This window comes from Streptomyces sp. DSM 15324 (assembly GCF_001514285.1).
Classification (GTDB): Bacteria; Actinomycetota; Actinomycetes; order Streptomycetales; family Streptomycetaceae; genus Streptomyces.
In genome coordinates this window covers 100,745-125,329 of the sequence record NZ_KQ949028.1, presented here as the reverse complement: position 1 = coordinate 125,329, position 24,585 = coordinate 100,745, and the positions used below count along the sequence as shown (strand labels likewise).

General features: G+C 70.7%; 21 protein-coding genes. 12 read left to right on the top strand and 9 right to left on the bottom strand.

The window, feature by feature from the left end; genetic code table 11:
- Position 1: 1 nt before the first annotated feature.
- The 3 genes from AQJ58_RS20135 to AQJ58_RS45900 form a co-directional block, all read right to left on the bottom strand.
- Positions 2-892, bottom strand: a complete 891-nt coding sequence (locus AQJ58_RS20135) for a COG4705 family protein (protein ID WP_079079062.1) — start codon at positions 890-892, stop codon at positions 2-4.
- A 12-nt stretch (positions 893-904) separates the two neighbouring features.
- A complete protein-coding gene (locus AQJ58_RS45905; RefSeq protein ID WP_067252037.1) occupies positions 905-1,399 on the bottom strand; it encodes a COG4705 family protein in 495 nt (164 codons plus the stop codon).
- Between the two features lie 61 nt (positions 1,400-1,460).
- On the bottom strand, positions 1,461-1,682 hold the full coding sequence (locus tag AQJ58_RS45900) for a hypothetical protein (RefSeq protein WP_067252036.1): 222 nt from the start codon (positions 1,680-1,682) through the stop codon (positions 1,461-1,463).
- A 169-nt stretch (positions 1,683-1,851) separates the two neighbouring features.
- Here AQJ58_RS45900 and AQJ58_RS20120 point away from each other — a divergent pair, with 169 nt between their 5' ends.
- On the top strand, positions 1,852-2,928 hold the full coding sequence (locus AQJ58_RS20120; protein WP_067252034.1) for a bile acid:sodium symporter family protein: 1,077 nt from the start codon (positions 1,852-1,854) through the stop codon (positions 2,926-2,928).
- 27 nt (positions 2,929-2,955) lie between these two features.
- Here AQJ58_RS20120 and AQJ58_RS20115 read toward each other — a convergent pair whose 3' ends face one another.
- Entirely contained in the window at positions 2,956-3,645 is a 690-nt protein-coding gene (locus AQJ58_RS20115) for a response regulator (RefSeq protein WP_067252032.1), read from the bottom strand.
- Positions 3,642-5,324 carry an ATP-binding protein gene (locus AQJ58_RS20110; RefSeq protein ID WP_234360116.1) on the bottom strand — a complete coding sequence of 561 codons (1,683 nt, stop codon included), beginning with the start codon at positions 5,322-5,324 and terminating at the stop codon, positions 3,642-3,644. The genes AQJ58_RS20115 and AQJ58_RS20110 overlap by 4 nt, the downstream gene beginning before the upstream one ends.
- 233 nt (positions 5,325-5,557) lie before the next feature.
- Here AQJ58_RS20110 and AQJ58_RS20105 point away from each other — a divergent pair, with 233 nt between their 5' ends.
- From AQJ58_RS20105 to AQJ58_RS20095, 3 genes are all read left to right on the top strand, one after another.
- Positions 5,558-6,418, top strand: coding sequence for an ABC transporter ATP-binding protein (locus AQJ58_RS20105; RefSeq protein WP_067252031.1), 861 nt, complete (start codon positions 5,558-5,560; stop codon positions 6,416-6,418).
- Complete coding sequence (locus AQJ58_RS20100) at positions 6,415-7,296, top strand: ABC transporter permease (RefSeq protein WP_079079060.1); 882 nt, start codon at positions 6,415-6,417, stop codon at positions 7,294-7,296. Before AQJ58_RS20105 ends, AQJ58_RS20100 begins: the two co-directional genes overlap by 4 nt.
- Before the next feature lie 68 nt (positions 7,297-7,364).
- Positions 7,365-8,453, top strand: coding sequence for an ABC transporter substrate-binding protein (locus tag AQJ58_RS20095; protein WP_067252029.1), 1,089 nt, complete (start codon positions 7,365-7,367; stop codon positions 8,451-8,453).
- 508 nt (positions 8,454-8,961) lie between these two features.
- On the opposite strand, the gene AQJ58_RS20090 is transcribed toward AQJ58_RS20095, so the two are convergent.
- Together AQJ58_RS20090 and AQJ58_RS20085 are read right to left on the bottom strand one after the other, a co-directional pair.
- Positions 8,962-10,347, bottom strand: coding sequence for a sensor histidine kinase (locus tag AQJ58_RS20090; RefSeq protein WP_199844627.1), 1,386 nt, complete (start codon positions 10,345-10,347; stop codon positions 8,962-8,964).
- A 113-nt stretch (positions 10,348-10,460) separates the two neighbouring features.
- Complete coding sequence (locus AQJ58_RS20085; RefSeq protein WP_067252027.1) at positions 10,461-11,156, bottom strand: response regulator transcription factor; 696 nt, start codon at positions 11,154-11,156, stop codon at positions 10,461-10,463.
- A gap of 158 nt (positions 11,157-11,314) precedes the next feature.
- On the opposite strand from AQJ58_RS20085, the gene AQJ58_RS20080 reads away from it, so the two are divergent.
- The 4 genes from AQJ58_RS20080 (at position 11,315) to AQJ58_RS20065 (ending at position 16,212) form a co-directional block, all read left to right on the top strand.
- A complete protein-coding gene (locus tag AQJ58_RS20080) occupies positions 11,315-12,109 on the top strand; it encodes a hypothetical protein (protein ID WP_067252025.1) in 795 nt (264 codons plus the stop codon).
- Entirely contained in the window at positions 12,109-12,789 is a 681-nt protein-coding gene (locus tag AQJ58_RS20075) for an ABC transporter ATP-binding protein (protein WP_067252023.1), read from the top strand. Before AQJ58_RS20080 ends, AQJ58_RS20075 begins: the two co-directional genes overlap by 1 nt.
- A gap of 85 nt (positions 12,790-12,874) precedes the next feature.
- Positions 12,875-13,546, top strand: a complete 672-nt coding sequence (locus AQJ58_RS20070) for an ABC transporter ATP-binding protein (RefSeq protein ID WP_159056267.1) — start codon at positions 12,875-12,877, stop codon at positions 13,544-13,546.
- A 5-nt stretch (positions 13,547-13,551) separates the two neighbouring features.
- Complete coding sequence (locus AQJ58_RS20065) at positions 13,552-16,212, top strand: ABC transporter permease (protein ID WP_067252020.1); 2,661 nt, start codon at positions 13,552-13,554, stop codon at positions 16,210-16,212.
- A 264-nt stretch (positions 16,213-16,476) separates the two neighbouring features.
- On the opposite strand, the gene AQJ58_RS20060 is transcribed toward AQJ58_RS20065, so the two are convergent.
- Together AQJ58_RS20060 and AQJ58_RS20055 are read right to left on the bottom strand one after the other, a co-directional pair.
- Positions 16,477-18,066 (bottom strand): alkaline phosphatase family protein, encoded by a 1,590-nt coding sequence (locus tag AQJ58_RS20060; RefSeq protein ID WP_199844626.1) that lies wholly within the window; start codon positions 18,064-18,066, stop codon positions 16,477-16,479.
- 282 nt (positions 18,067-18,348) lie between these two features.
- Positions 18,349-19,665 (bottom strand): HAMP domain-containing sensor histidine kinase, encoded by a 1,317-nt coding sequence (locus tag AQJ58_RS20055; RefSeq protein ID WP_067252016.1) that lies wholly within the window; start codon positions 19,663-19,665, stop codon positions 18,349-18,351.
- A gap of 155 nt (positions 19,666-19,820) precedes the next feature.
- On the opposite strand from AQJ58_RS20055, the gene AQJ58_RS20050 reads away from it, so the two are divergent.
- Genes AQJ58_RS20050 through AQJ58_RS20035 form a run of 4 tightly spaced genes read left to right on the top strand, consistent with a single transcriptional unit; the run spans position 19,821 to position 24,544 of the window.
- Complete coding sequence (locus AQJ58_RS20050) at positions 19,821-20,501, top strand: hypothetical protein (protein ID WP_067252015.1); 681 nt, start codon at positions 19,821-19,823, stop codon at positions 20,499-20,501.
- 5 nt (positions 20,502-20,506) lie between these two features.
- On the top strand, positions 20,507-21,247 hold the full coding sequence (locus AQJ58_RS20045; RefSeq protein ID WP_067252013.1) for an ABC transporter ATP-binding protein: 741 nt from the start codon (positions 20,507-20,509) through the stop codon (positions 21,245-21,247).
- Positions 21,234-21,896: an ABC transporter ATP-binding protein gene (locus AQJ58_RS20040; RefSeq protein WP_067252010.1), complete on the top strand. Its 663-nt coding sequence runs from the start codon at positions 21,234-21,236 to the stop codon at positions 21,894-21,896. Before AQJ58_RS20045 ends, AQJ58_RS20040 begins: the two co-directional genes overlap by 14 nt.
- The gene (locus tag AQJ58_RS20035) at positions 21,893-24,544 is read left to right on the top strand and encodes an FtsX-like permease family protein (protein WP_067252008.1); all 2,652 of its coding nucleotides are present in this window, start codon (positions 21,893-21,895) and stop codon (positions 24,542-24,544) included. Before AQJ58_RS20040 ends, AQJ58_RS20035 begins: the two co-directional genes overlap by 4 nt.
- The last annotated feature ends 41 nt before the right edge of the window (positions 24,545-24,585 follow it).

Below are 24,585 nucleotides of genomic sequence, written 5' to 3'. Positions count from 1 at the left end.
CTCAGTCGGCCTGCTGGGCGACCGTCTCCCGCTCCGGTGTGCGCGGGACGGCGGTCCTGCGCTCCTGGACCTGTGCATAGGCCATCAGGCCGACCAGAACGGCCAGCAGCACGGCCGAGGAGCCCGCGGTACCGAGATCCAGGCCTCCTTTGGCGACCGGCTTGGTCAGGAAGTCACCGGCCGTGGCGCCCAGCGGGCGGGTGAGGACGAAGGCGATCCAGAACAGAAGCACGTTCGGGACGGCGGGCACCTTCATCAGGACGACGAGGACGGCGAGCGCCCCGGTCACGAGCAGCGCGCCGCCCGCATAGCCGAGGCCGGAGCTGTCGGAGAGGAAGTCGCCCATCGAGGTGCCGAGGGTGTTGGAGACGAGGATTGCAGACCAGAACAGGGCCTCGCCGCGGAAGGTGACGATGTCGCGGATCTGGAAGGTCATGCCGGTCGCCTTCCAGACGGCGAAGATGATCAGCAGCATCGAGATGAGGATCGCGGCGCCGGTGGGGTAGCCGAGACCCAGGCCCTGCGGTCCCCAGCCGAGTGAAGTGGTGCCGCCCGAGAGGTACTTGGTACTGGCGTCGCGGTTCATGAAGTCGGACGTCGTGGTGCCGGCCATGCTGGTCGACAGGATCACGGTCCAGTAGAAGAACGGGTGGTAGCGGCTGGACCTGAGCTGGACGACCAGCGTCACCACGAAGACGAGGAACAGCGCGATCGTGGTGAGGAAGTAGCCGAGCTTGAGGGTCTGCGCGAAGAGGTCGCCGGCCGTCTCGCCGAGGGTGGTGGCGGCGATCTTCATGATCCAGAACGCCAGCGTGACCTCGGGGAGCTTTTTCATCACCGACTTGGTCGTGCTCGCGACGTCGAGATCGGTGAACATTTCCGGTTGCTGCAAGGTGGGGGGCTCCTATGCGGTTGTAACGGCAGGGCGCCCGCCCCGCGATGGGGACGAGCGCCCTGTGCCATGAGGCGACCTCGAAGAGTGATCGCCGCAACCGACCTTGGCAGCGTAAACCTGAACGCATCCTGAACGCCTGCCGCGTGCCTGCTCAGGCCGCGTGCCGCGCTGAGGCTCCGTCACATCCCTTCGGGTCACGGAGAGATACACGACCAGAGCGAGTATGACCGTCAAGAACAGGGCGCTGGTGATGACGGTGCCGAGGCCCAGGCCGCCGTCGCCGGTGGGCTGGGAGAGGTGGTCGCCGATGGACGCGCCGAGCGGACGGGTGAGGATGTAGGCGATCCAGAAGCTCCACACCGCGTCCAGGCCGAGCTTGAGGTGCGCGAGGGCGACTGCGGCGATGGCCAGGCCGAACAGGACCGCGGAGAGCCAGTAGCCCAGGTCCATGCGCTCCGAGACCAGGTCACCGGCCGCGGTGCCGAGGGCGAAGGTGAACAGCACGGCGAGCCAGTAGTAGGACTCGCGGCTCGTGGTGTCGATGTGGTGGATGGACAGGGTCCGCTCACGCCGCGGAACTGCACCACCAGGACGACCGCCAGCAGTGACCGGCCTTCTCGTTGAGCAGGTCGGCCGCGGTCTCGCCGACCGTCGTGCACAGCACCTTGATGACCCAGAAGTAGACGGTGACTTCGGGCACCTTGTTCCAGCCCAGTCGGCGACCGGACGGTGACACCTGGGAGTCGGCCGCCGAGAGCCCGGGCGTCTGTGAGGTCTCGTATGGCATGAGGCCCGACCGTGCCACGGGATACCTGAACGCATCCTGACTGCCGTGCGTCACCGGCTGCCCCATCCGCCTCACCCGAGCACCATGAGTGCCATGACGACTCGTGATCACGGCGCCTGCATAGCGGCGTTCCGCCCCGTCCCCTCCGCCGCCATGGAAGAAGTCCGCCTTGAACCGTCCGCCAGCCTCCCCACCGCCTGCCGACCGGGTGACGGCCTGGCTGCGCCACCGGCTCGGCCGGGCCGTAGTGCTCTCCTACGTCGCCGCCCTCCTCCTGCCCGGCCCCGGCCTGTGGCTGCGCAGCGACCACACCGTGCCGATCGGCACGGTGACCGGCCTGCCCCTGAGCACCGCCCCGCTGCTGCTGTCCCTGGTGCTCTTCTCCGCCGGACTCCAGGTACCGGTCCGCGAACTGGGCCGCCTGCTCCGCAAGCCGACCGCCCTGCTGGCCGGGATGGTCCTCCACCTCGTGATCCCGCTTCTGGTCATCCCCGTCGTCGCGTTCGGACTGCACCGCACCCCTGACAGCGACGGCGGCAGCGGACTGATCACCGTGATGATCCTGATCGTGGCGATGCCTGTGGCCGCCGGAGCCACCGTCTGGACCGGCAAGGGTGACGGTGACCAACCCACCATGGTGGGACTCGTCCTCGCCTCCACCCTCCTCAGCCCGCTCACCATCCCGCTGGTCATCACCACTTTGGTGCCGCTCCTGGACGAGAGCTACGCGGACACGCTCGCAACGACCGGCCGCACGGCCAACGGCGGCTTCGCCCTCGTCACCGTGGTCCTCCCCTGTGCCGTCGGTATCCTGCTCCGACTCGCGCTGCCGACGACGTGGCTCAACCGGGTCCTGCGCGTGATCGTGCCCGTGGCGCTGGCCGGATCGCTCGTCCTGACCTACGTCAACGCCAGTGGCGCCCTGAGCTCCTTCCTCGCCCACCCACGCCCCCTCCTGTTCGCCGCCGCACTGGCCGTGGCTGCGCTCGTCTGCCTGCTGTCCTTCGCGTTGGGCCGGACCGCCGCGCGGCTCCTGCATCTGGACGGCCCCGTCTCCTCCTCGCTGACGCTCGCCTGCGGCATGAACAACAGCAGCGCGAGCGCGGTGCTGATCACCACCACGCTGCCCGACAAACCACACCTGCTCCTGCCAGTGCTCGCCTACGGGCTGCTGCAGAAGACAGCCGCGAGCCGGGTCGTGCAGGCAGCGGGTCGTCGGCACCCGCCCTGCCCCGCGTCACCGTGAACGGGCTCGATGAACAACAACGTCCGCTCAGTGCGTGATGCGGTAGAGGTGCTCGGGGCGGCCGGTGGTCCCGTAGCGAAGTTCGAGCCGGACCATGCCCTCCCTGACCAGGTAGGAGAGGTAGCGCTGGGCCGTGGCGCGGGAGACGCCGGTGCGTTCGGCGGCCTCCGCAGCCGACAGAGCGTCGTGCGCGCCGCGCAGGGTCTGGTGCAGCAGGGCAAGCGTCGGCGCGGAGTGGCCCTTCGCAGGGACACGGGGCACGGCCGGCGGCCGGGCGGCGCTGAACAGAGCGTCCACGTCAGCCTGGTCGGTCTCGGGGACCGTACCCAGGGCGTCCATACGGTGCTGGAGCTCCCGGTAGGCGGTGAGCCGCTCGGCGAGGTCGGGCGCGCCGAAGGGCTTGACCAGGTATCCGACGGCGCCGAGCTTCATCGCGATCCGTACCGAGGTGATGTCCCGGTCGGCGGTGATCATGATGGCGTCGGGGCGGTCGCCGCCCTCGTCACCGCTCAGCCGGCGCAGCACGTCCAGTCCGCTGCCGTCCGGCAGAAAGATGTCGAGCAACAGCAGGTCTGGGTGGAGGTGGCGCACCGCGGCCAGCGCCTCGGCCACCGTCGCTGCCTGGCCGACCACCTCGAAGCCCCGGACGCGGGACACGTAGTCGCAGTGGATGCGGCTCACTCGGAAGTCGTCGTCCACCACCAGGGTCCGGATCACCAGCGATCACCGCCTGCCACGCCGTCCAGTACCGGTGAAGCGGTCGTGAAGAGCGCGCCCCGTGGGCCGGGCGCGGTATCGGGCACCGGCAGCATGACGGTGAAGACGGCGCCGGGCCCTTCACTGACGGCAATCGTGCCGCCGTGCCGCTGCACCAGCCGGTGGACGAGCGCCAGGCCGAGGCCGCGCCGGGCGGTGCCGCGGTCCGGACGGGTCGACCAGCCGTCCTCGAAGATGGACTCGGCGGTGTCCGGCGGGATGCCGGGGCCGGTATCGGCCACCTCCACCCGCACCGCGTCGACGGCCTCGATCAGCGACAGACAGACCTCGGCACCGCCCGAGGGAGCCGATCCGGTCGCGGACGCGTCGATCGCGTTGTCCAGCAGGTTGCCGATGATGGTCAGCAGCCGAGGCAGATGCGGCGGGTCCTCGCCGAGGGCGGAGTCCTCGCTGAGGACGATCCGCACCCCGCGTTCCGCGGCCACCGTGATCTTGGCGACGATCAGTCCCACGAGCAGCGGGTTGCCGATCCGTTCCCGTACGGATTCGGTCAGCGCCTGCTCGGCGCCGGCCGTGTCGACGGCGAACTCGTAGGCGGCGTCGTGGTCGCCGATGTCCAGCAGCCCTGCCACGGTGTGCATACGGTTGGTGAACTCGTGCTGCTGGGCGCGCAGCGCGTCCGTCAGCCCGCGCACCGAGTCCAGCTCGCGCAAGAGCCCGATCATCTCGGTGCGGTCGCGCACGGTGACCACGGCACCCAGTTCCCGTCCGTGGAGGGCGACCGGCATCCGGTTGACGACCAGGCAGTGGTCGTCGGTGAGCACGCTGATGTCGCTGCCCACCAGGGTGCCGTCCAAGGCGCGGCGCAGCCGCCCGTCGGGCAGGACTTCCGCCAGCGTGCTGCCGAGCGCGGTCCCCAGTCCGAGCAGGTCGCGTGCCTCGTCGTTGACCAGCGTGATCCGGCCGTCCGGGTCGAAGGCGACGACTCCCTCACGGATTCCGTGCAGCATCGCCTCCCGGTCCTGCAACAGCCCGGCGATCTCCTCCAGCTCCAGCCCGAACGTCGTCCGCTTGAGCCGTCTGGCCAGCAGGAACGCGGCCGTCGAGCCGAGCGCGACGGCGATGGCGCTGTACAGGCCGAAGGTGGGCAGCTCACGCCACAGCTCACCCAGCACATAGTGCTCGGGGATCCCTGCGGACACCTCGCCGACCAGCTTTCCGGTGGGCCCGTACAGCGGGGCCTTGCCGTTGGCGGAACGCCCCGTCGCGCCCTGGTCGGTGCCGACATGCGTCCTGCCGTCCAGCACCACGATCCGGTCCCCCGTCGGTTCACCGACCAGTGCCGGGTCGGGGTGCGAGTGGCGGATACCGCGCAGGTCGAGCACGACCACGTACGACGCGCCCGACGCCTTGCGGATTCTTTCGGCCACCGTCTGTACGACGTCGCCACCGCCCCCGTACTGCATGGCGCGGCGGATCTGTGGTTCCGCGGCCGTGGTCTCGGCGATGGCCAGGGCTCGCTTCTCGTAGGCACGGTCGATCTCGCCGCGCTGCGCGAAGGCGAACAGCACGAAACCGATCAGCCCGGTCAGCGCCAGGATGGCCAGCTGGTTGGCCAGAATTCGCGCGGAGAGCCGCCCCTTCCCACCGCGGCCGATCGGGATACGGATGCGTCTCACGGGTGCCTCTGCCTGTCGTACGGGGCCCGGGCGCGGCCCCTGCGCCGTACCCGTGGTGGCGTGATTGTGCTCCCGGCACCGGCCTTCTGCCCACCCCCGACCGCTGAGCAGAACGAGCAAAAGCATGGCTAACACGACTAACGCGGGATACGGATGAAACAGCGACGTAACACCCGCCGGCCCCTAGCGTCTGCCTTCCTCGACCTCCGAGGTCAGGAAGGAGACAGCCTCAGATGGCTTCGCGAAACGATGTTGCGACGAGCCCCGGCGCCGAGAAGACCGGCCGGGACAGCGCACGAGTCGAGATTTCAGGACTCACCAAACGGTTTCTGACTCCCGCGGGTGAGGTGTTCACGGCGCTGCAGGACGTTTCGTTCACCGTGGAGCCGGGCCAGTTCTGCGCGGTGGTGGGCCCGACCGGCTGCGGCAAGTCGACGACGCTGAGCATGGTGTCCGGGCTCGACCGGCCCAGTGAGGGATCGGTCAAGGTCGGCGGCCGTGAGGTGGACGGCGTCACCGAAGGCGTCAGCTTCATGTTCCAGAGCGACGCGCTGCTGCCCTGGAAGACGGTCCTCGGCAACGTGTTGATGGGCCCGGTCTTCCGCAGGGTGCCCAAGCAGCAGGCCCAGGCCTCGGCCCGTGACTGGCTGCGCCGGGTGGGCCTGACGGGGTTCGAGGACCGCTACCCGCACCAGCTCTCCGGCGGCATGCGCAAGCGCGTGGCGATGGCCGCGGCGCTGATCAACGAACCCCGGATCCTGATCATGGACGAGCCGTTCGGCGCCCTGGACGTGCAGACCAAGGCGATCATGTCGACCGAGCTGCTCGGTCTGTGGGAGCAGATCCGCCCGTCGGTCATCTTCATCACCCACGACCTCGACGAGGCGGTGGCGCTCGCCGACCGGGTCGTCGTCATGACGTCCAGCCCCGGCTCGGTCAAGGCGGTCTTCGACATCGACCTGCCCCGCCCGCGCGGCTCGGTCCAGGAGATCCGCTTCCAGCCCCGCTTCATCGAACTTCAGCACCAGATCTGGGACTCGCTGCGCGAGGAGGTGGAGCGCGCCTACGCACGCACCGCAGGAGGTACGGCATGAGCACGACGTCCACCGTCTCCATGGCCCCGGTCAAGGGCGACTCACCCATCTCGGCCGCGGCCGCCGCCAGGAGCGCCGTCCGGCGGCGCACCGCACTGGTGTGGGCTGGGCGCATCGGTCTCGCGGCCTTCGTCCTCGGCGGCTGGCAGGCCTTCACCGCCTGGGGGATCGTCGACAAGTTCTTCTTCGGGCAGCCGTCCGGCATCGCCCAGCGGCTGGTCGACCTGTTCCGGCACGGCACCGAGTTCGGGTCCTTCTACGCCAACATCTGGACCACCATCCAGGAGGCGCTGGCCGGCTTCGCCCTCGGGGCCGTCACCGGAGTGGTCTTCGGCGTCGCGCTCGGTCAGAGCCGCTTCCTCGCCGACGTGCTCGGCCCCTACATCAAGATGGTCAACGCGATCCCGCGGATCGTCCTCGGTTCGATCTTCATCGTCGCCTTCGGCATCGGTGTGCTGCCGAAGATCCTGCTCGCCGCCGTGCTGGTGTTCTTCATCGTCTTCTTCAACGCCTTCCAGGGCGTCCGCGAGGTCGACCGCAACATCCTCGCCAACACCAAGGTCCTCGGCGCCTCGCAGCTGCAGACAATCCGGCACGTCACCGTGCCCTCCGCGCTCACCTGGATCATCGCCAGCCTGCACAGCGCCTTCGGCTTCGCCATCGTCGGCGCGCTGGTCGGCGAGGTGCTGGGCGCGCAGAGCGGTCTCGGCCTGGTCATCAAGACCGCGCAGAACAATTTCGACCCCAACGGCGTGTTCGCCACGATGCTCGTCATCTCGGTCATCGTGCTCGGCGCCGAGTGGCTGATCGGCAAGCTCGAGCACTGGCTGCTGTCCTGGCGCCCGCCGGCCCCGTCCGAGGCCGCCAACACCATCTGACACCTCGCCCTTCCCCCCCTCCTTCCCTCAGCACCCTCAGCACCCTCAGCAAAGGAATGTGATCAGCCATGTCCAGACGACCCGCCGCCGTCGCCGCGTCCGTCCTCGCCGTTCTCGCCCTCGGCACCACCAGCGCCTGTTCCAGCAACTCCTCCGCCTCGACCGGCAGTTCGGGCTCCACGCCGACCGTCAAGCTCATGGCCGGCGGCCTCGACAAGCAGATCTACCTGCCGTACCAGCTCGCCCGGCAACTCGGCTTCTACAAGAAGTACGGCGTCGACGTCCAGCTCAGCACCGAGCAGGACGGCGGTGTCGGCGCCGAGGAAGCCATGGCCTCGGGGCAGGTCGACATGGCGGGCGCCTGGTACAACCACACCATCGAGTTCCAGGCCAAGGGCAAGGCCGTCGAGGACGTCGTCCAGCTGTCCGGTGCACCGGGCGAGCGAGAGATGTGCACCAAGAAGTCGGGCGTCACCTCGGGCGCCGACTTCAAGGGCAAGACCCTCGGCGTCACCGACCTGGGGTCGGGCACCGACACCCTCACCCAGTTCCTGGCCGCCAAGAAGGGCATCAAGACCAGCCAGTTCCACCGGATCGCGGTCGGCGCGGGCTCCACCGCCATCGCCGCGCTGCAGAACGGGAAGGTCGACTGCGTCATGACGACGCAGCCCACGGTCGCCGCGATCCAGAAGAAGGGCGTCGGTACCTCCGCGATCGACCTGGCCACCACGCAGGGTGCCACGGCGGCGATGGGCGGCGCCTATCCCGCGGCCAGTGTGCTCGCCCGCACCGACTGGGTGAACTCACACAAGGACACGGTGCAGAAGGTCGTCGACGCGCTCGTCGCCACCATGCACTGGATCAACACCCACAGCGCGACCGACATCGCGAACAAGCTGCCCGCGTCGTACGTGTCGAACCAGTTGGTGACCAAGGCCGACTACATCTCGGCCCTGACCGAGGACAAGGGGCAGTTCCTCCCTGACGGCCTCATGCCGGCCGGCGGTCCGAAGACCTCCCTGGCGACGGAGAAACTGGTCGGCAATGTGAAGGGGTCGGTGGACCTCAGCAAGACGTTCACCAACGACTTCGCCCTCCAGGCCAACAAGACCGAGGGCTTCAAGACCACCACGACCCCAGCAGGACCGAACGGCTGAGCCGCACTCATCGCTCAGGGAGCCGCCCAAGCCCAGTCGGCCGGGCGGCTCCGGCCCGTGACCCGCCTCCCAAAAATGATCACCAGGCCACTTTCAAGAGCGGAGAAGGTGGACATAAGCTCCCATACCGTCGAGACGAGAGTGGGGTGGCGTGACGCTCCCCGTCCGCCCCCGTTCGTCCCCAAATCACCGGCAACGCCGACACTCCTCAGCAGTGGCACCGGGGCATGACGCTGATCGCCACGGCCAGCCTGTTCATCGGCACCCGCTCGGCCCGGACCCAGGCGATGCTCGCGCAACCGTCACCGCCGCGCCCGCCACCCTCGCCCCGCACAGCACCGCTGTGTACGCCGTACGACCACAGGGCTGCCACCGCGCGCTCCCCACCAGCACGGACCAGCACATGTACCTGATCGCCGTCACCGCCAACCCCATGACGATCACCACGGCATCCCTGGGGAACGCCGCCCACCCGGGCTGGCGGAGAGGCACCTACGACACCGATGAATCACGGCAACGCCCCTGGAGGAATCACGGGCAGCCGCACGTGGAACTCGGCGCCGGTCTGAGAATCGGCGACCCACACGCGGCCGCCGTGAGAGGTGACCACGTCGTGGACGATCGCAAGGCCCAACCCGACGCCGCCGGAGTTCCGGTCGCGGGCGGACTGGACGCGGAAGAACCGGTCGAAGACCTGCTCGCGGTGGGTGGGGTCGACCCCCGGACCGTCGTCGGCCACGACCAGCTCGGCAGCCGGGTCCGCCTCGACTCGGCCGGCGTTCCCGTACCCGCGCCCACTCCCATCCCCGACGGGGAACAGACGTACGGCGATCCTGGCGTGCGCGTGCCGTTCCGCGTTGTCGAGCAGGTTGCGTACAACAGCCCGCAGCTGCTGCGGGTAGCCCTGAACGCGGACCGGCGACAGCCCAGACAGGTCGACGTCCACTTGACCGCGGGCACGGATCGCCTCGACCTCGGTCAGCAACAGCTCGTCGAGGTCCACCGACGAAGCGGGAGCAGCGCCGTTACCGTTGCCCGACCGCGACAACTCCAGCAGTTCCTCGACGAGTTGATCCAGTCGCCCCACCTCGCGGTGCACGTCACGGGCAAAGACCGGCCACTCGGTGGCCGCCGGGTGGGCCAGCCCTACTTCCGTACGCGTCCGCAGCACCGCGAGCGGGCTGCGCAGTTCGTGCGAGGCGTCGCTGACGAACTGGCGCTGTCGCTCGCCTGCCTGTTGCAGCCGCTCCAGCATGGCGTTCATCGTCCTTGCGAGCCGCCCGATTTCGTCCGTACCGGGCGGCTCGGGTACGCGAAGGTCCAGTTCGCTGGAGGTGATCTCCGCGACCTGGCGGCGCATGGCCTCTACCGGACGCAGCGCCCGCCCGACCAGCAGCCAGGCCGTACCTCCGGCGACGACCAGGATCACCGGACTCGCGACAAGGAATGCGGAGAGCGCGGCGTCCACGCCTTCTCCGACAGGTTCGAGTGAGGCAGCCGCATAGACGGCCACCGGGCGGCCGGCAAGGTGGGCCGGGACACCGACCGCCCAGTAAGGAGCGCCGTCACCTATCGGCAGCCGGCGCAGTCGGCTGCCGACCGCATGATCCGTCGGGCGTTGTGGCAACAGGGGGCCAAGGCCGCGCAGTTCGGGGCTGGCGGCGAGCACTGTTCCGTGCTGGTCGACGATCTGCAGGACCGGACGGTCCTCGTTGGTGCCGGGCAGCACCGGCAGTGCACCGGACGTCAGCTGGGACGCCGTGTCCTGTGCCCGCTCCGTGGCCGCCGAGCGGGCATTGCCGTTGAGGTCGTTCCTGACGAGGGCGAGTACGACGACCGAGGCGAGCACCAGACCGGCTCCGACCACCAGGACGGCAAGCAGCGTCAGGCGCACACGAATACCGCTCGGCCGGCATCGGAGCAGCCGCCCCGACCACCCCAACCGTCCCTGTGGTCGCGACGCTCCGTCGGCAATGCGGCCGGCCACGACGGACAACTCCCCCGGCCCTATCCGCCGCCGGCATCGAGCCGGTAGCCGACACCGCGCACGGTCTGCACCGCGTGCCGAGAGAACGGCAGGTCGACCTTCCGCCGCAGGTAGCCGATGTAGACATCGAGCACCTTCGACTCCTCCTCCAGCGCGAAGTCCCACACCTCGTCCAGGGCCGATCGCCGGGTGACAACCTGCCCGGCCCGAGCCATGAGCAATTCCAGAAGGGCGAACTCCCGGGGGGTCAGCTCGATTTCGGTCCCGTCACGGCGGCAACTGCGGGCGCCCCGGTCGAGTACGAGGTCACCGGCTGTGAGGATCCGGGCGTCGGCCTTCGTCGTACGGCGGATCAGCGCCCGCACCCTGGCGAGCAGCACCTGGTAGGAGAAGGGCTTGGCCAGGAAGTCGTCGGCGCCCGTGTCGAAGGCGCGGAGCTGGTCGGGTTCGGCGCTGCGGGCGGTCAGCACCAGGACGGGGGTCGCCACGCCCGTGTCACGCAGCCGGGCGCACAGCGGCAGGCCGCCCAGCCCCGGCAACATCAGGTCGAGGAGGATCAGATCATAGGTACGGTGCAGCAGCCGGTCCCAGGCGAGCAGGCCGTCCTCCACCGTCTCCACGGCGAAACCGTCCTGGTGCAGGCCCTCGGCCAGAGCCTCGGCGAGCGCGGTCTCGTCCTCCACGACAAGAACCCGGGCCGACTGGCGAGCTGTCATGACGACACCTCCCCTGACTACCACTTTGCATTGACTTTACCTCGCCCCAGTAAGAGAGCGGCAAGAGACGGCCGTCACCTCCCGAACGGGCTCTCTCTTAATGGGCGCTTACCCGGGGCCGCACACGCTGTGGGTTCACCAGGCCCTGGGGAGGAGCCATGACCCGCAAACCCACCCTGCTGACCATGATCGGCGTCCTGATCGGCTCCGGTATCGCCGTCGGTGCCTGCAGTTCCGGTGCCGGCCCATCCGGCGGCTCGGGCACCTCGTCCAGCCCCGCTCCGGCCCCCTCCGCTCCGTCATCGACCGCACCGCGTGACCGGGCGTACCACCCCGTGATCGATCCGGCCAAGTTCAGCAACCGCGTCACCAACCGGTACTTCTCGCTCCCGGTCGGCACCACGCTGGTGTACGAGGGGACCCGCGACGGACGTCCCCAGCGCGACGAGGTGGTCATCACCAAGGAGACGCGCGTCATCATGGGCGTGCGCTGCACGGTCGTCCGGGACACCGTGACGAGCAACGGGGCCCTGGTGGAGAAGACCACCGACTGGTACGCGCAGTCCGCCGCCGGCGATGTCTGGTACTTCGGCGAGGCCACCGGCGAGTACACCAACGGCAACCTCACCAGCACCAAGGGCTCGTGGGAGGCCGGCGTGGACACCGCTCAGCCGGGCGTCGTCATGAAGGCGCACCCCAGGCCCGGTGACAGCTACCGCCAGGAGTACCGGCCCGGCGAGGCCGAGGACATGGCGAAGGTGCTGCGTACGACGGCCACGGTCAAGGTGCCGGTGGGGCGGTTCACAAACGTCGTCGTGACGAACGACACCGACCCGCTCAACCCCGACAAGGCCGACCACAAGTCGTACGCACCGGGCGTCGGACTGGTCCTGGCCGACCGGGTCCGCAGCGGCCACCACGAACACATCGCACTCGTCGAGAGGCGCGGCTGATGTCCACCGCGGCGGCCGTCGAAGCCGACGGGCTCTACGTCATCTACCGCGAGCGCGACCTGGAGACCGTCGCCCTGCGGGGAGCGGAAATCGCTCTGCCCGAGGGCACCTGGACCAGCCTGATGGGCCCGTCCGGCAGCGGCAAGAGCACCCTGGTCCATGTCCTGGGCGGCCTGCTCGAACCGAGCGGTGGCCGCGTCGTCATCGATGGCGAGGACATCACCCGCCTGCCGCCCGCGGAACGCGCCCAGCGACGCCGACGCCGCATCGGCATGGTGCTGCAGCGCGACAATCTCCATCCGCTGCTCGATGTGGGGGACAACATCGCCCTCCCGCTGCGCCTGGACGGGCGGCCTGCGCCTCACATCCGCAGTCGCGTACGCGAGCTGCTCGACAGCCTGGGCCTGTCCGACCGCGCGCGACAGCCGGTGGGGCAGCTCTCGGGCGGCGAGGCGCAGCGGGTGGCGATCGCTGTCGCCCTCGCGGCCCGGCCCACCGTGCTGCTCGCCGACGAGATCACCGGCGAGCTGGACGCGCGGACCGCCACCGGTGTCCTCGACATCCTGGCTCGCGTACGGGACGACGAGGGCGCGGCGATTCTGACGGTCACCCACAATCCGTCCGTCACGGAACGGGCGGACCTACGTCTGAGGATGCGCGATGGAATCGTCATCGAGTGAACCGGCGCCCGAATGCCCGCCAGAGTTCCCCTCCGCGTCCTCGGCCAAGGCTCGGACCGAGCCCCCGGCGGTGCGCGCCGAGCGTGTGACCCGCGTCCATCGCGACGGGCGGCGCGAGCTGAAGAGCCTGGACCAGGTGTCGCTGACCGTGTCGGCCGGCGAGGTGGTGGCCGTGACCGGTCCCAGCGGGGCGGGCAAGACCTCCCTGCTCCACATCCTCGGCGGCCTCGACACCGGGTACCAGGGCCGTGCGTGTGTCGCCGGGACGGACTGGCAGACGCTGCACGGGAGTGAACGGGCCCGCTTCCGACGGCGCACCTGCGGGTTCGTCGTCCAGGGGCTGGCCCTGCTGCCGCAGGCGACGGCCGCCGAGAACATCGAGGTTCCGCTGCTGCTCGACGGTGTCGCGCCGGGCGCCCGGCGGACTCGGGTCGCCGAAGCCCTCGCCCTCGTCGGCCTGGAGGACCAGGGCGCCAAACTGCCCGACCAGCTCTCCGGCGGTCAGCAGCAGCGCGTGGCCATCGCCCGGGCACTGGTGAACGGACCGGCCCTGATCCTCGCCGACGAGCCGACCGGCAGCCTCGACTCGACGACCGCCGCGTCCGTGGTCCGCCTGCTGCTGGCTGCGGCCCGGGAACGCGGAGCCGCGGTGGTGCTGGTGACCCACGACCCGCAGGTCGCCCGGCACGCCGATGCGAGCGCCCGCCTCCACTCGGGGCGGCTCGACACCCCCGTACACGAGTCACCCAAGGAGTGAGCGGCATGTTCTGGCTCGTCCTGCAGATCGCGCGCCGCGCGCCGCTGCGACTGCTGCTGGCAGCACTGGCCGTCGCGCTCCCCGTGGCCACGCTGGCCGCGACTCTCCTGTACGTCGACGACGCCTCCCGCGCCATGACGAGGGTCGCCCTTCAGCCGATCCAGGTGGAGATGCGCGCCCTCGCCACGACCCTGGACAGCGACCCCGTACGGCTCGGGCAGCAGCTGCAAACCGTGCACGGGGTGAAACAGGCCGACGTCTTCGCCTCCGCCGACGTCGTGGTGTCCGCGCCGGGCTCGCAGGCCCGGGTGAGCGCGCGGCTGTTCGCCGTCGACCCGGCATACCTGGCGCACCATCCGTGGGTGCACGCGTACGGCGACCTGCGGGCCGGGGTGCTGCTCAACGACGCCGTGGCTGCTTCACCCGGCTTCTCCGGGGCGCGGCGGGTCACCGTCGACCTGCGCGGCGACTACAAGCCGCTCGGGCTGTCCGTGCCGGTCGCGGGCCGGGCCGACCTGCGGGATGCCACGACCTGGTACGCCATCCCCGCCGGAGACGTCCAGGGCGACATCGCCGAGGTGCCACGGGCGATCGTCATGGACTACGCAACCTTCCGGCGGACTGTCCTGCCCGCCGTCCGCCACGCGCTGGGGCCCTCCACCTCCATCACCAACCCGGGGCTGTCCGAACTGCCGCCGGTGAGCCTGGAATCGCATGTCGCCGTCGACCACGGCACCTACCCCGCCGACCCGTCCGCCGCCGAGCGGTGGTCGGGCACCCTGCGCCGGACGCTCGAGCGCCGCGCACCCGGTGACGTCCTCGTCGCCGACAACGTGGCCGAACCACTCCTCGAAGCGGGCACCGACGCCACCAACGCCAGGTCCCTCTTCTTCCTCCTCGGCATCCCCGGAGTGCTGGTGTCGGCAGCCCTGGGCCTGGCCGCCGCCTCCGCACTGGCCGAGGCCCACCGCAGGGAGGACGCACTGCTGCGCCTGCGGGGCGCGTCCGACTCCCACCTCGTACGGCTGGCCGTCGAGCAGGGGACGCTCGCCGGTTCCGCCGGGACTGTCATCGGTCTCGTGGCAGCGGGCGCCGCGGTGTCCGGCGTCGTCGGACACCCCGCGTGGCGCGACATCCCGGCGGGCTCGCTGACCGTTGCCGTCGTACTGTCGGCCCTCGTTGGCACCTCGGTGACCGCCGCCCGCCTCATCCCGCTCGTCCGGGCCGGACGCAAGGCCGCGCTCGTCGTCGACCGGCGCCTGCTGCCGCCGCCACGGCCCCCGCTGTGGCGCCGCGCCCATCTGGACGCCGTAGCTCTCGCCGTCGGGCTGGGCATCCTCGTCGGCAACTTCGCCTCGGGCGGGCTGAAGCCGGTCCCGGTTCAGGGACCGGCCCTGGCCCTGACCTTCTACGTACTGCTCGCACCGCTGCTGCTCTGGCTCGGCACGGCCCTGCTCGCCGTACGCGGTCTGCTGGCGCTGCTCGCCCGTTGGAGCAGGCCCGATCGGCCCCGGCCGCTGACCACCTGGCCGGGGACCATGCTGCGCTGGCTGGGCCGCCGACCGTCCCGTACGGCCGTGGCGTTGACCCTCGGAGTACTCGCGGTGGCGTTCGCCGCGCAGACAGCGACCTTCGCAGCCACCTACCGCACTGCCGCTCACCAGGACGCCCAGGCATCGTTCGGCGCCGATCTACGGTTCACACCCGCCACCGAGGTGACACAGCCGCCGCCCGACGGAGGGCCTGGAGTACGGGCGATGACACCGATCCGCGCCGTTCCGGCCCGCGCGGGCAGCGACCGTAAGACGATCATGGCCGTGGATCCCGCCTCGTACCGCTCGGCGGCCGTCACCGCGCCGCAGATCACCCGGGGCGTAGGGCTCGACTCCCTGGCCCACCGGGCGAACGGCGTACTGGTCTCCCAGGAGATCGCCCAGGACTTCGGCGTGGCCCCCGGCGACACCATCCCCGTCACCGTCTTCCCGGACGACCTCGACCTGTCCCAGAAACTCGACCTGCATGTGATCGGCGTCTACCGCGCCTTCCCGCCCACCGACCCCCTCTCCGAGATGGTCATGAGCGTCTCCGAAGTCCCCGCGCCGGTGCCTCCACCGGACTTCTATCTCGCGGGCGTGGCCCCGGGAGTCAGCCCCGGCGCGGTCGCCGACCGGATGCGGCGGGAGGGCAAACCCGCGGGCTACACCGTCTCCACGCTCACCGAACGCGTCCGGCAGCAGCAGCGCGGGCTGACCGCGCTCAACCTCGACGGTCTGAGCCGTATCGAGGCCGTCTCGTCCGGCGCGGTCGCCGCGCTGGGGGTCGGGCTGCTCGGCGCCTTCCTGATCCTCGAACGCAGAAGGGAGTTCGCCGTCCTGCGCACGGTCGGCGCAGATACCGGACAGGCCCTGACCGGCCCCGTCGTCGAGGGCACCGTCGCCGTGGTCGGCAGCCTGCTGATCGGCATACCCCTGGGCCTTGGCGTCGGCGTGCTCTCCATCCGCGTCCTGGGCCTGTTCTTCGCCCTTCCTCCGCCCCTGGTCACCGTCCCCGTCGATGCCCTCGCCCTGCTGGCCGGCCTGGTCGTGACCCTCTCCGCACTCGCACTGGGCTTGGCGCTGCGCCGCATCGGCCGCATCGAGGTCACGGCACTGCTGCGGGAGCCGTGAGCACACGCTTCGACAGGGAGGCCGCACAACGCCGGGCCGGTGTCTTGACGTCGCGAGCAGGCCACGCCCCAGCCAGTCGGAGCAGCCGCGCGCCGCCGCCGATCGACGGTGGACGTCCTGCTGGTAGCCCGTCCGTCGACGCCGGCACCGCAGCCGTGTCCAGCAACAACTCCGTGCCGTCACGGTTGCGAAGTTCCGCGATCCCGACCGCGATGGAAGCGGCCGGTGCGCCCCGCCCGCGTCAGGCGGGGCGCACCGGACCGGTCAGCGGACCGGCAGCACCGTGGTGTGCTCCTCGCGCACAGCCTGCAGAGAGCGGGGGTTCAGACCGAGCAGGCTCAGGATCGTCGGTGCGATCTGCTTGGTCTGCACGCTCGTGGAGTCGCGCACGCCGTCCGGAACCGAGGCGCCCGACACCACCAGCGGAACGTCGAGGTCGTCAGCGTGGGCGCCGCCGTGCTCGGCGATCTTCTTGGTGCCGCCGGTGTAGACGACGCCGTACTGCGCGAGGCCGAAGATGTCCGGGACACGGGTGTCGCCGGCTTCGACGTGGAAGTAGTGGGCCGCGGCCTTCCCTGCGTAGACCTTGCTGAGCCCGCTGCGGGTGAAGGTCCTGGGCGCGGCGTTGATGTCGGTGCCGGTGCCGCTCTGCGCCAGCAGGTACCTCTTGGCGAACTCGGTGGCGGCTTGCGAGCGGTCGGTCAGCCAGAGCAGCATCGCGTCGTCGTCCACGGAGTGCGCGACCAGATCGCCGGCGGCGGGATGGAGTTTCTTCCAGGCGGCGTTGAGGCCGTCCAGCAGCGGGCCGTCGTCGATCCGGGTGAGCGCGGTGGGGTCGGTGGGCGACTGGCCGTGCTTGGCGGACAGGATGACCGTGGTGCTGTCGGCCAGATGCCGCTTGGCGATCTCAGAAGTCAGGGCGCCGATCTGCGCGTTGACGAAGTCCAGGTTCTTCGTCAGCAGCGGTCCGGGCATGTTCTTGGCGGTGTAGCCACCCTTGAGGCCGTCGGAGGCGGGCAGCTTCTGCGCGGTGGAGACCGACTGGAAGTTGAGGCCGAAGATCGCCGGGGTGCCGACCTTGTGGGTACGGCTGTGGTCGTAGCCGTCGATCTCGTTGAGGACGGCCTTCACCTTGTAGCCGTCGTACTGCTCGGTGGCCTGGTTGTCCTTGGTCCAGTCGTCGCCGGCCGGGTAGCCCAGGGCGTCGCTGTTGATCTCGGGCGTGAACAGGTCCTGGACGCCGGTGCCCGAGGGCCCGTTGAGGATTTCGTACGCCGCGTGCTTGTCCGACCACGCGGTGCGCAGGCCTGCGCTGCGGGCCACCTCGAAGATGGTGTTCACCTTGAGGTAGGAGTGCGGGTAGACCGGTTTGCAGGTCTTGGGGTCGACCGGCAGCTTGGAGGCGTTGATCAGGCTCGCCGGGTTGCCCGTCATCGACAGGATGCTGTCCGGCAGGCCGGTGAGGCCCTGACCGGCGTCGATGGATGCCTGGTTCTTGTCCAGGTCCTCCGTGAGGTCCACCTCGACACCGGGCTTGACGGCCTTGCAGCTGGTGGTCCCGGCGGGCAGGAGCGCCGCGTTGTAGGTGTCGTCGTAGTAGACGCCGGTGGTGCCGGGGCCGCCACCGGTCGCCTGGGCGACCATGCCGGGGAAGGAGTCGGACGGCGTGGTGGTCCTGGCGTGGGTGTACTCCACGCCGCCGCCGACCAGCCGCGCCAGTGCCGAGTTCGGGTGCCGGGAGACGTACCAGGCCAGGTCCGACTGGTGCAGTCCGTCGACCGAGATCAGCAGGACGTGCTTGGCAGGGGCCTGGTGGTGGGAGGCGGCGAACGCCGAGGGCTGGATGGCAGTCACGCCGGTCAGGACTCCGGCAGCAGCGAAAACGGCTGCGAGTCTGACATGACTTCTGGACATGTGTGCATCTCCCGGCTCTTTGGGGCGATTTGCGAGGCGGGCCCATCAGAGTCGCGTCTTGCGTACCGGAAACGGCGCGTGTGTGAACGCCCACGGAAGAAGCGGTCGCGTCTTCATCAAGCAGGTCTGCTTTTCTTCAAGACCGACGGAAGGCCACAGACCTGTCGAGCAGCCCGGTCCGTGAGAGAGCCACGACCGGGAGGGCGGCGCAGGACGGTCCTCTCATCCAGACGACTCTTGTGCCTCGTCCCGGTCGACGGGAATGAGCAAGGTGAAGGTGGCAGGGCGAGCACTGGCCAGGGAGATCCTGCCGCCGAGCGAGACGGCCAGGTCCCGGGCGAGAGCCAGGCCGATACCCGCTCCCGGTCCGCCCCCGGTGTGCCCCCGGTCGAACAGCCGGGCCGGCTCGCCCGCCACGGCACCCTCGTCGCTGACGTCGATGGCGAGGGCGTCCTCCAGGTCCCGCACGGTGACCCGGACGGTGCCGCGCCCATGCACGCGGGCGTTGTCCAGCAGGATGCCGAGCACCTCCGACACGGGCGCGCCTGGGACCAGGACATCGGTCGGTGTGTCCCGTGCGGCGCACTCCAGGCGTCTGCCGTCCCTGGCGAACAGGCCGTGCCAGCGTGCCTCGGCGTCCCGCAGCAGTTGCCCCACCGCGATTTTCCCGGCGGCGGAGGGGGACACCTTGCTGGCACCCGACAGGCGCAGCACCTCCTCCACCGTGTGGTGCAGTCGGTGGGTGGTGGCCAGTGCTTCGGTCAGGACGGGTCGCAGCCCGGCGTCGTCGTCCTGGGCGAGGCCCGCCTCCAGGGCGAGTTGCAGACCAGTGAGGGGGGTGCGCAGCTGGTGGGAGGCGTTGGCGGTGAAGTCGCGTTCGTGACGGAGGAGTTCGGAGAGGCTGTGCAGCATCTCGTTGTGGGTGCGGGCGACCTGGTCGATCTCGCCGATGCTGCTGGGGGCGGCACGGGCGTTCAGGTCGCCCTCGGTCACGGCCCGGCAGTGGCGGGACAGATCCTCCAACGGGGCTGCCAGGGCCCGTGCCTGACGGCGGGCCACGACCACCGCGACGGCCAGCGCCAGAGCCGCCACCCCCAGCAGCACCGCCCACGCGACGAGGACGCGGTCGCGCACGGAGGCTGCGGGGGACGAGACCCGCACGACGCCGATCACCTGCTCGGCGTGGGAGACGGGCACGGTGACCACCAGGTCGCCACCCGAGTGGCCCCGTACGGCCTCACCGCCCAGGGCTCGACGGACCGGTGCGTCGCCCGAACGGGGGCCGCTGCCCGCCCGCAACCGCGACTGCGGGTCGTACAGACCGAGGTGGCCGCCTGCCGGGGGCCTCGGCAGTTCCGCCGGGTCGCCGGCTGCGTAGTCCGGGCTCACACGTACGGCCGCGGCCAGGGCGGACCGCTCCAGGGTGTCGCGCTGGTCGGCGTACAGGGACGACCTGATGGCCAGGGCGAGCGGGACGGCGAGGAGGACGACGGCGACCAGAGCGGCGGTCAGGGCGACTCGCACCACACGCTGTCTCATGACCCCATCATGCGGGCCGTTCACCAGGGCGGACGTGCTGCGCCACACGGTTTTGCCGTCCTCTAACCCACGGCGAGCAGGGCGTTAACCGGCCTCTCCCTAGCGTCGGTGCTGTGGATCGTCCGGTCCGAGGACTCCTCTGGAGGGCAGTGGTCATGGCAGCACGCACACGGACGTACGCGGTCGTCGGACTGGCCTTGGTGGCAGCGGTGACCGTGGGCTGTTCCGGGACGGGTTCAGGCTCGGGCTCGGGTTCGGGCTCCGGTTCGACGACGTCCCCGGCCGCTCCCACGGCCGGTTCCTCCTCCGGAGGCGGAGGTGGCAGCGGCGGGCAGAACAACGCGGCGCCCACCGAGTCCAACCCTCCCGGTGACATCCCCGACAACCAGGCGTTCGTCGCCTACCAGCCGAGCGGCGGTGCCTTCACCGGCTTCACGGTCAAGGTGCCCGAGGGCTGGGCCCGCACCGGCCAGGGCGGCACCACCGTGTTCACGGACAAGCTCAACACTGTGAAGATCACGGCGGTTTCCGCTGCCGCCGCGCCGACGACCGGCTCGGTCACCAGCAAGGTGATACCGCAACTGCGCTCCCAGGTACCGAAGTTCGCCGCTCCCAAGGTGTCGGAGGTGACGCGGCACTCCGGCCGTGTGGTCCTGCTGACCTACCAGGGCGACTCGGCGAAGGACCCGGTGACCGGCAAGGTGGTGCGGGACGCGTTCGAACGGTATGCCTTCTATCGCGCGGGACACGAGGTCGACCTGACCCTGTCCGGCCCGGTCAAGGCAGACAACGTCGACCCCTGGCGCATCGTCAGCGACTCCTTCGCGTGGCGGTGAGCCCGATGCCAGTCGACTCGTACGACTCCCGCGGCTCCGCCGACGATGTACTGACAGCCCGAGAGCTGTACCGCTTCTACCGGGCCGGCGAGGAAGAGACGCTCGCGCTGCGCGGGGTGTCGCTGACGGTGCGACGTGGTGAGACCGTCGCGGTCGTGGGACCGTCCGGGGCCGGAAAGTCGACTCTGCTGGCATGCCTGGCCGGACTCGACGAACCCTCAGGCGGCGAGGTCCGCGTGAGCGGCGTACGGATCAGCCATCGGCCGGAGACCGAACGGGCCCGGCTGCGCGCCCGGCACATCGGCGTCCTGCTGCAGACCCGCAACCTGCTGCCCCACCTGAATGTGCGCGACAACGTCCGCCTGCCGCAACGGGCGCAGGGCCGCAGGGCCCCCGTCCCGGCCGAGACCCTGCTGGCGCAGGTGGGGCTGGCCGGGCGGACACGTGCCCTGCCCCGGCAGCTGTCCGGCGGCGAGCTGGCGCGGGCAGGGCTCGCCGTCGCCCTGGCCAACGCGCCCGCCGTCCTGCTTGCCGACGAGCCGACCGGTGAACTGGACGGCGAGACCGAGCAGTTGGTGCTTTCACTGCTGCAGGAGCGGGCCACGCAGGGCTGCGCGGTGCTGCTCGTCACGCACAGCGCGGAGGCGGTCCGGGTCGCGGACCGGGTGATCACGCTGACAGACGGCAGGGCCACCAGCGCCGCGCCGCCGCACGACCGCGAGGAGGCACACGATGTCGTCGGATGACGTGCTCGTCAGCTGCACGGACGCGGCCCTGACCTTCGGCCGAGGAGCCCAGGCGGTCGTGGCCGTGCACGGCGCCGACCTGACGATCCGGGCCGGGGACCGGCTCGCGGTGGTCGGCCCCTCGGGATCGGGCAAGAGCTCGCTGCTCCATCTGATCGCCGGACTCGAACAGCCCACCCGCGGCACCGTCACCCGCGCCGCCTCCCTCGGGCCGTACGACATCGGCCTCGTGTTCCAGGGCGACAGCCTGATCCCCGCCCTGAACGTGGCCGAGAACACCGCCCTGCCCCTTGTCCTCACCGACCGCGCGGAAGACGAGGCCAGGCAGGCCGCGCTCGCCGCGCTCGCCCTGGTGGACGCCGCCGATCTCGCCGAACGGCTGCCCGAGGAGATCTCCGGCGGCCAGGCCCAACGGGTGGCCGCCGCCCGGGTGCTGGCCCAGGCGCCTCGCCTGATCCTCGCCGACGAACCCACCGGCCGCCTCGACCACGCCACCGGCGCCCATGTCCTGGACGCCCTTCTGACGGCTGCCGACCACACCGGTGCGGCCCTCGTCGTCACCACCCACGATCCGGCCGTCGCCGCCCGGCTCACCGTCCGGCGCAGCATGCGCGACGGACGACTGCTCGCACCCGAGGAGGTGTCATGATCACCGCATGGGCTCGCGGCCTGGCCCGCCACCGCACCGGCCGGCTGCTGGCCGCCCTGGCGGGCGTCACGCTCGCGGTCGCCCTCGTCGCCGCGCTCGGCTCCTTCCTCACCGCGTCCAAGGCGACGATGACCCAGCGCGCCCTGCGCTCGGTCGCCGTGGACTGGCAGGTCCAGGTGCAGCCCGGCGCCGACCCTAACGCCGTTCTGTCCCTCGTGCAGAAGACTCCCGGCACCCGCACCGCGCTGCCCGTCGGCTTCGCCCACACCAGCGGCTTCACGGCCCGTGTGCAGGGCAGCACCCAGACCACCGGCCCCGGCGTCGCCCTCGGACTGCCCGACGGCTACCGTGCCCGCTTCCCGGACGCCCTCCGTACGCTGTCGGGCTCCTCCTCCGGCGTCCTCTTGGCCCAGCAGACCGCCTCCAACCTGCACGCCGCCCCGGGCGACACCATCGGCATCCAGCTTCCCGGTGCCGGCCCGCGCCAGGTCAAGGTGGACGGCGTGGTCGACCTGCCCCAGGCCGACTCCCTCTTCCAGACCGTCGGTGCCCCCAGCCAGTCGCAGCCGACCGCGCCCCCAGACAACGTCGTCCTGCTGCCCGCCGCCCGGTTCGCCTCCCTCACCCGCGGCGCCACTGCCGTCACCACCCAGGTCCACGTCGCCCGCGACAACACCAGGCTGCCATCCGACCCGGCCGCCGCGTTCTCCTCGGTCACCGGTGCCGCCCACAACCTGGAGGCCCACTCCGCAGGCACCGCCCTGGTCGGCAACAACATCGGCGCCGCCCTCGACTCCGCCCGCCAGGACGCCCTGTACGCCCAGATCCTCTTCCTCTTCCTCGGCGTGCCAGGAGCGGTCCTCGCAGCCGCGCTGACCGCGGCGGTCGCCTCGGCCGGCGGAGAACGGCGGCGCCAGGAACAGGGGTTGCTGCGACTGCGCGGGTTGCGGCCCCGTCAGATCACTGGTCTCGCGGGCCTGGAAGCCGCCCTCATCGGTCTCGTCGGGGGCCTCGCGGGGGTATGGGTCGCCGCGCTCACCGGCCGTCTGGCGTTCGGTGCGGCCTCGTTCGGCGCGAGCGCGGGGCAGTGGGTCGTGTGGTACGCGATCGCCTTCGTACTGGGAGCCGCGGTGGCCGCCGGTGCCGTGCTCGTCCCCGCGCTGCGGGACCTGCGCTCGGTCACCGTCGCCGACACCCGCAAACAGGAGGGCGTACGTCCCTCCCGATCGCCCTGGTGGCTGCGGTACGGCCTGGACTTCGTGCTCCTGATCGGCTCGTGGCTGGTCTTCCGTGCCTCTTCCGGCAACCAGTACGCGCTGGTCCTCGCCCCCGAGGGCGTTCCCAGCATCTCCGTGTCCTACTGGGCCTTCCTCGGCCCCGCCCTGCTGTGGATCGGCGCGGCCCTGCTGCTGTGGCGCCTGACCCTGCTGGTCCTCACCCGTGGCCGCCCCGTCCTGACCCGGCTGGCCCGCCCACTGACCGCGACCTTGGCCGGGACCACCGCGGCGGTACTGACCCGGCGCCGACGACCGCTCGCCCGCTCGGTGGTGCTGCTCGCCCTGGCCGTCTCCTTCGCCGTGTCCACCGCCGTCTTCAACGCCACGTACCACCAGCAGGCCGAAGTCGACGCCCGGCTCACCAACGGCGCCGACGTCACCGTCACCGAACCACCAGGGGCCCAGGTCCCACCCGCTTCCGGAGCGGCCCTGAAGATCTCAGGTGTACGGCACGTCGAACCCCTCCAGCACCGCTTCGCCTACGTCGGCTCCGACCTCCAGGACCTCTACGGCGTCCGCCCGGACACCATCGCCAGGGCCACCTCACTCCAGGACGCCTACTTCGCCGGCGGCACCGCCCGGCAGCTGATGCAACGCCTTGCCCAGCACCCGGACAACCTCCTGGTCAGCGTCGAGACCGTCAACGACTTCCAGCTCTCCCCCGGCGACACCGTCAACCTGCGCGTCCAGGACGCCCGCACCAAAGCCCTGCACACAGTCCCCTTCCACTACGCGGGCATCGCCAAGGAATTCCCCACCGCCCCCAAGGACAGCTTCTTCGTCGCCAACGCCTCCTACGTCGCCAACGCCACCGGCAGCGACGCGGTGGGCGCCTTTCTCCTCGACACCGGCGGCAGCCACCAGAAGCAGATCGCCGCACAGCTGCGGAGGCAGCTCGGCACCGGTGCCACCGTCACCGACCTCACCCAGACCCGCGGCAGCGTCGGCACCAGCCTGACGTCGGTCGATCTGGCGGGCCTGACACGCATCGAACTCGCCTTCGCGGTCCTGCTGGCCGCGGGAGCCGGTGGGCTCGTCCTCGCCCTCGGGCTCGCCGAACGCCGCCGTACCTTCGCGATCGCCACGGTCCTCGGCGCGCGGGCCCGTCACCTGCGCGGCATGGTCCTCACCGAGGCCCTGCTGCTGGCCGCCGGCGGTCTCGCCGGAGGCGCCCTGATCGGCTGGGCCCTGTCACAAATGCTGGTCAAGGTCCTGACCGGCGTCTTCGATCCGCCACCCGCCGGCCTCTCTGTCCCCGGACTCTACCTCGCACTCACCGCCACTGCCGCCGTCGCCGCCATCCTCGCCGCGGCCCTCAACGGCATCCGCACCACCCGACGCCCCGCCGTGGAGGAGCTCCGCGACCTGTGAACACGCCCCGCGCGCAGGACGAGCTCCCCACCCTGTGCACT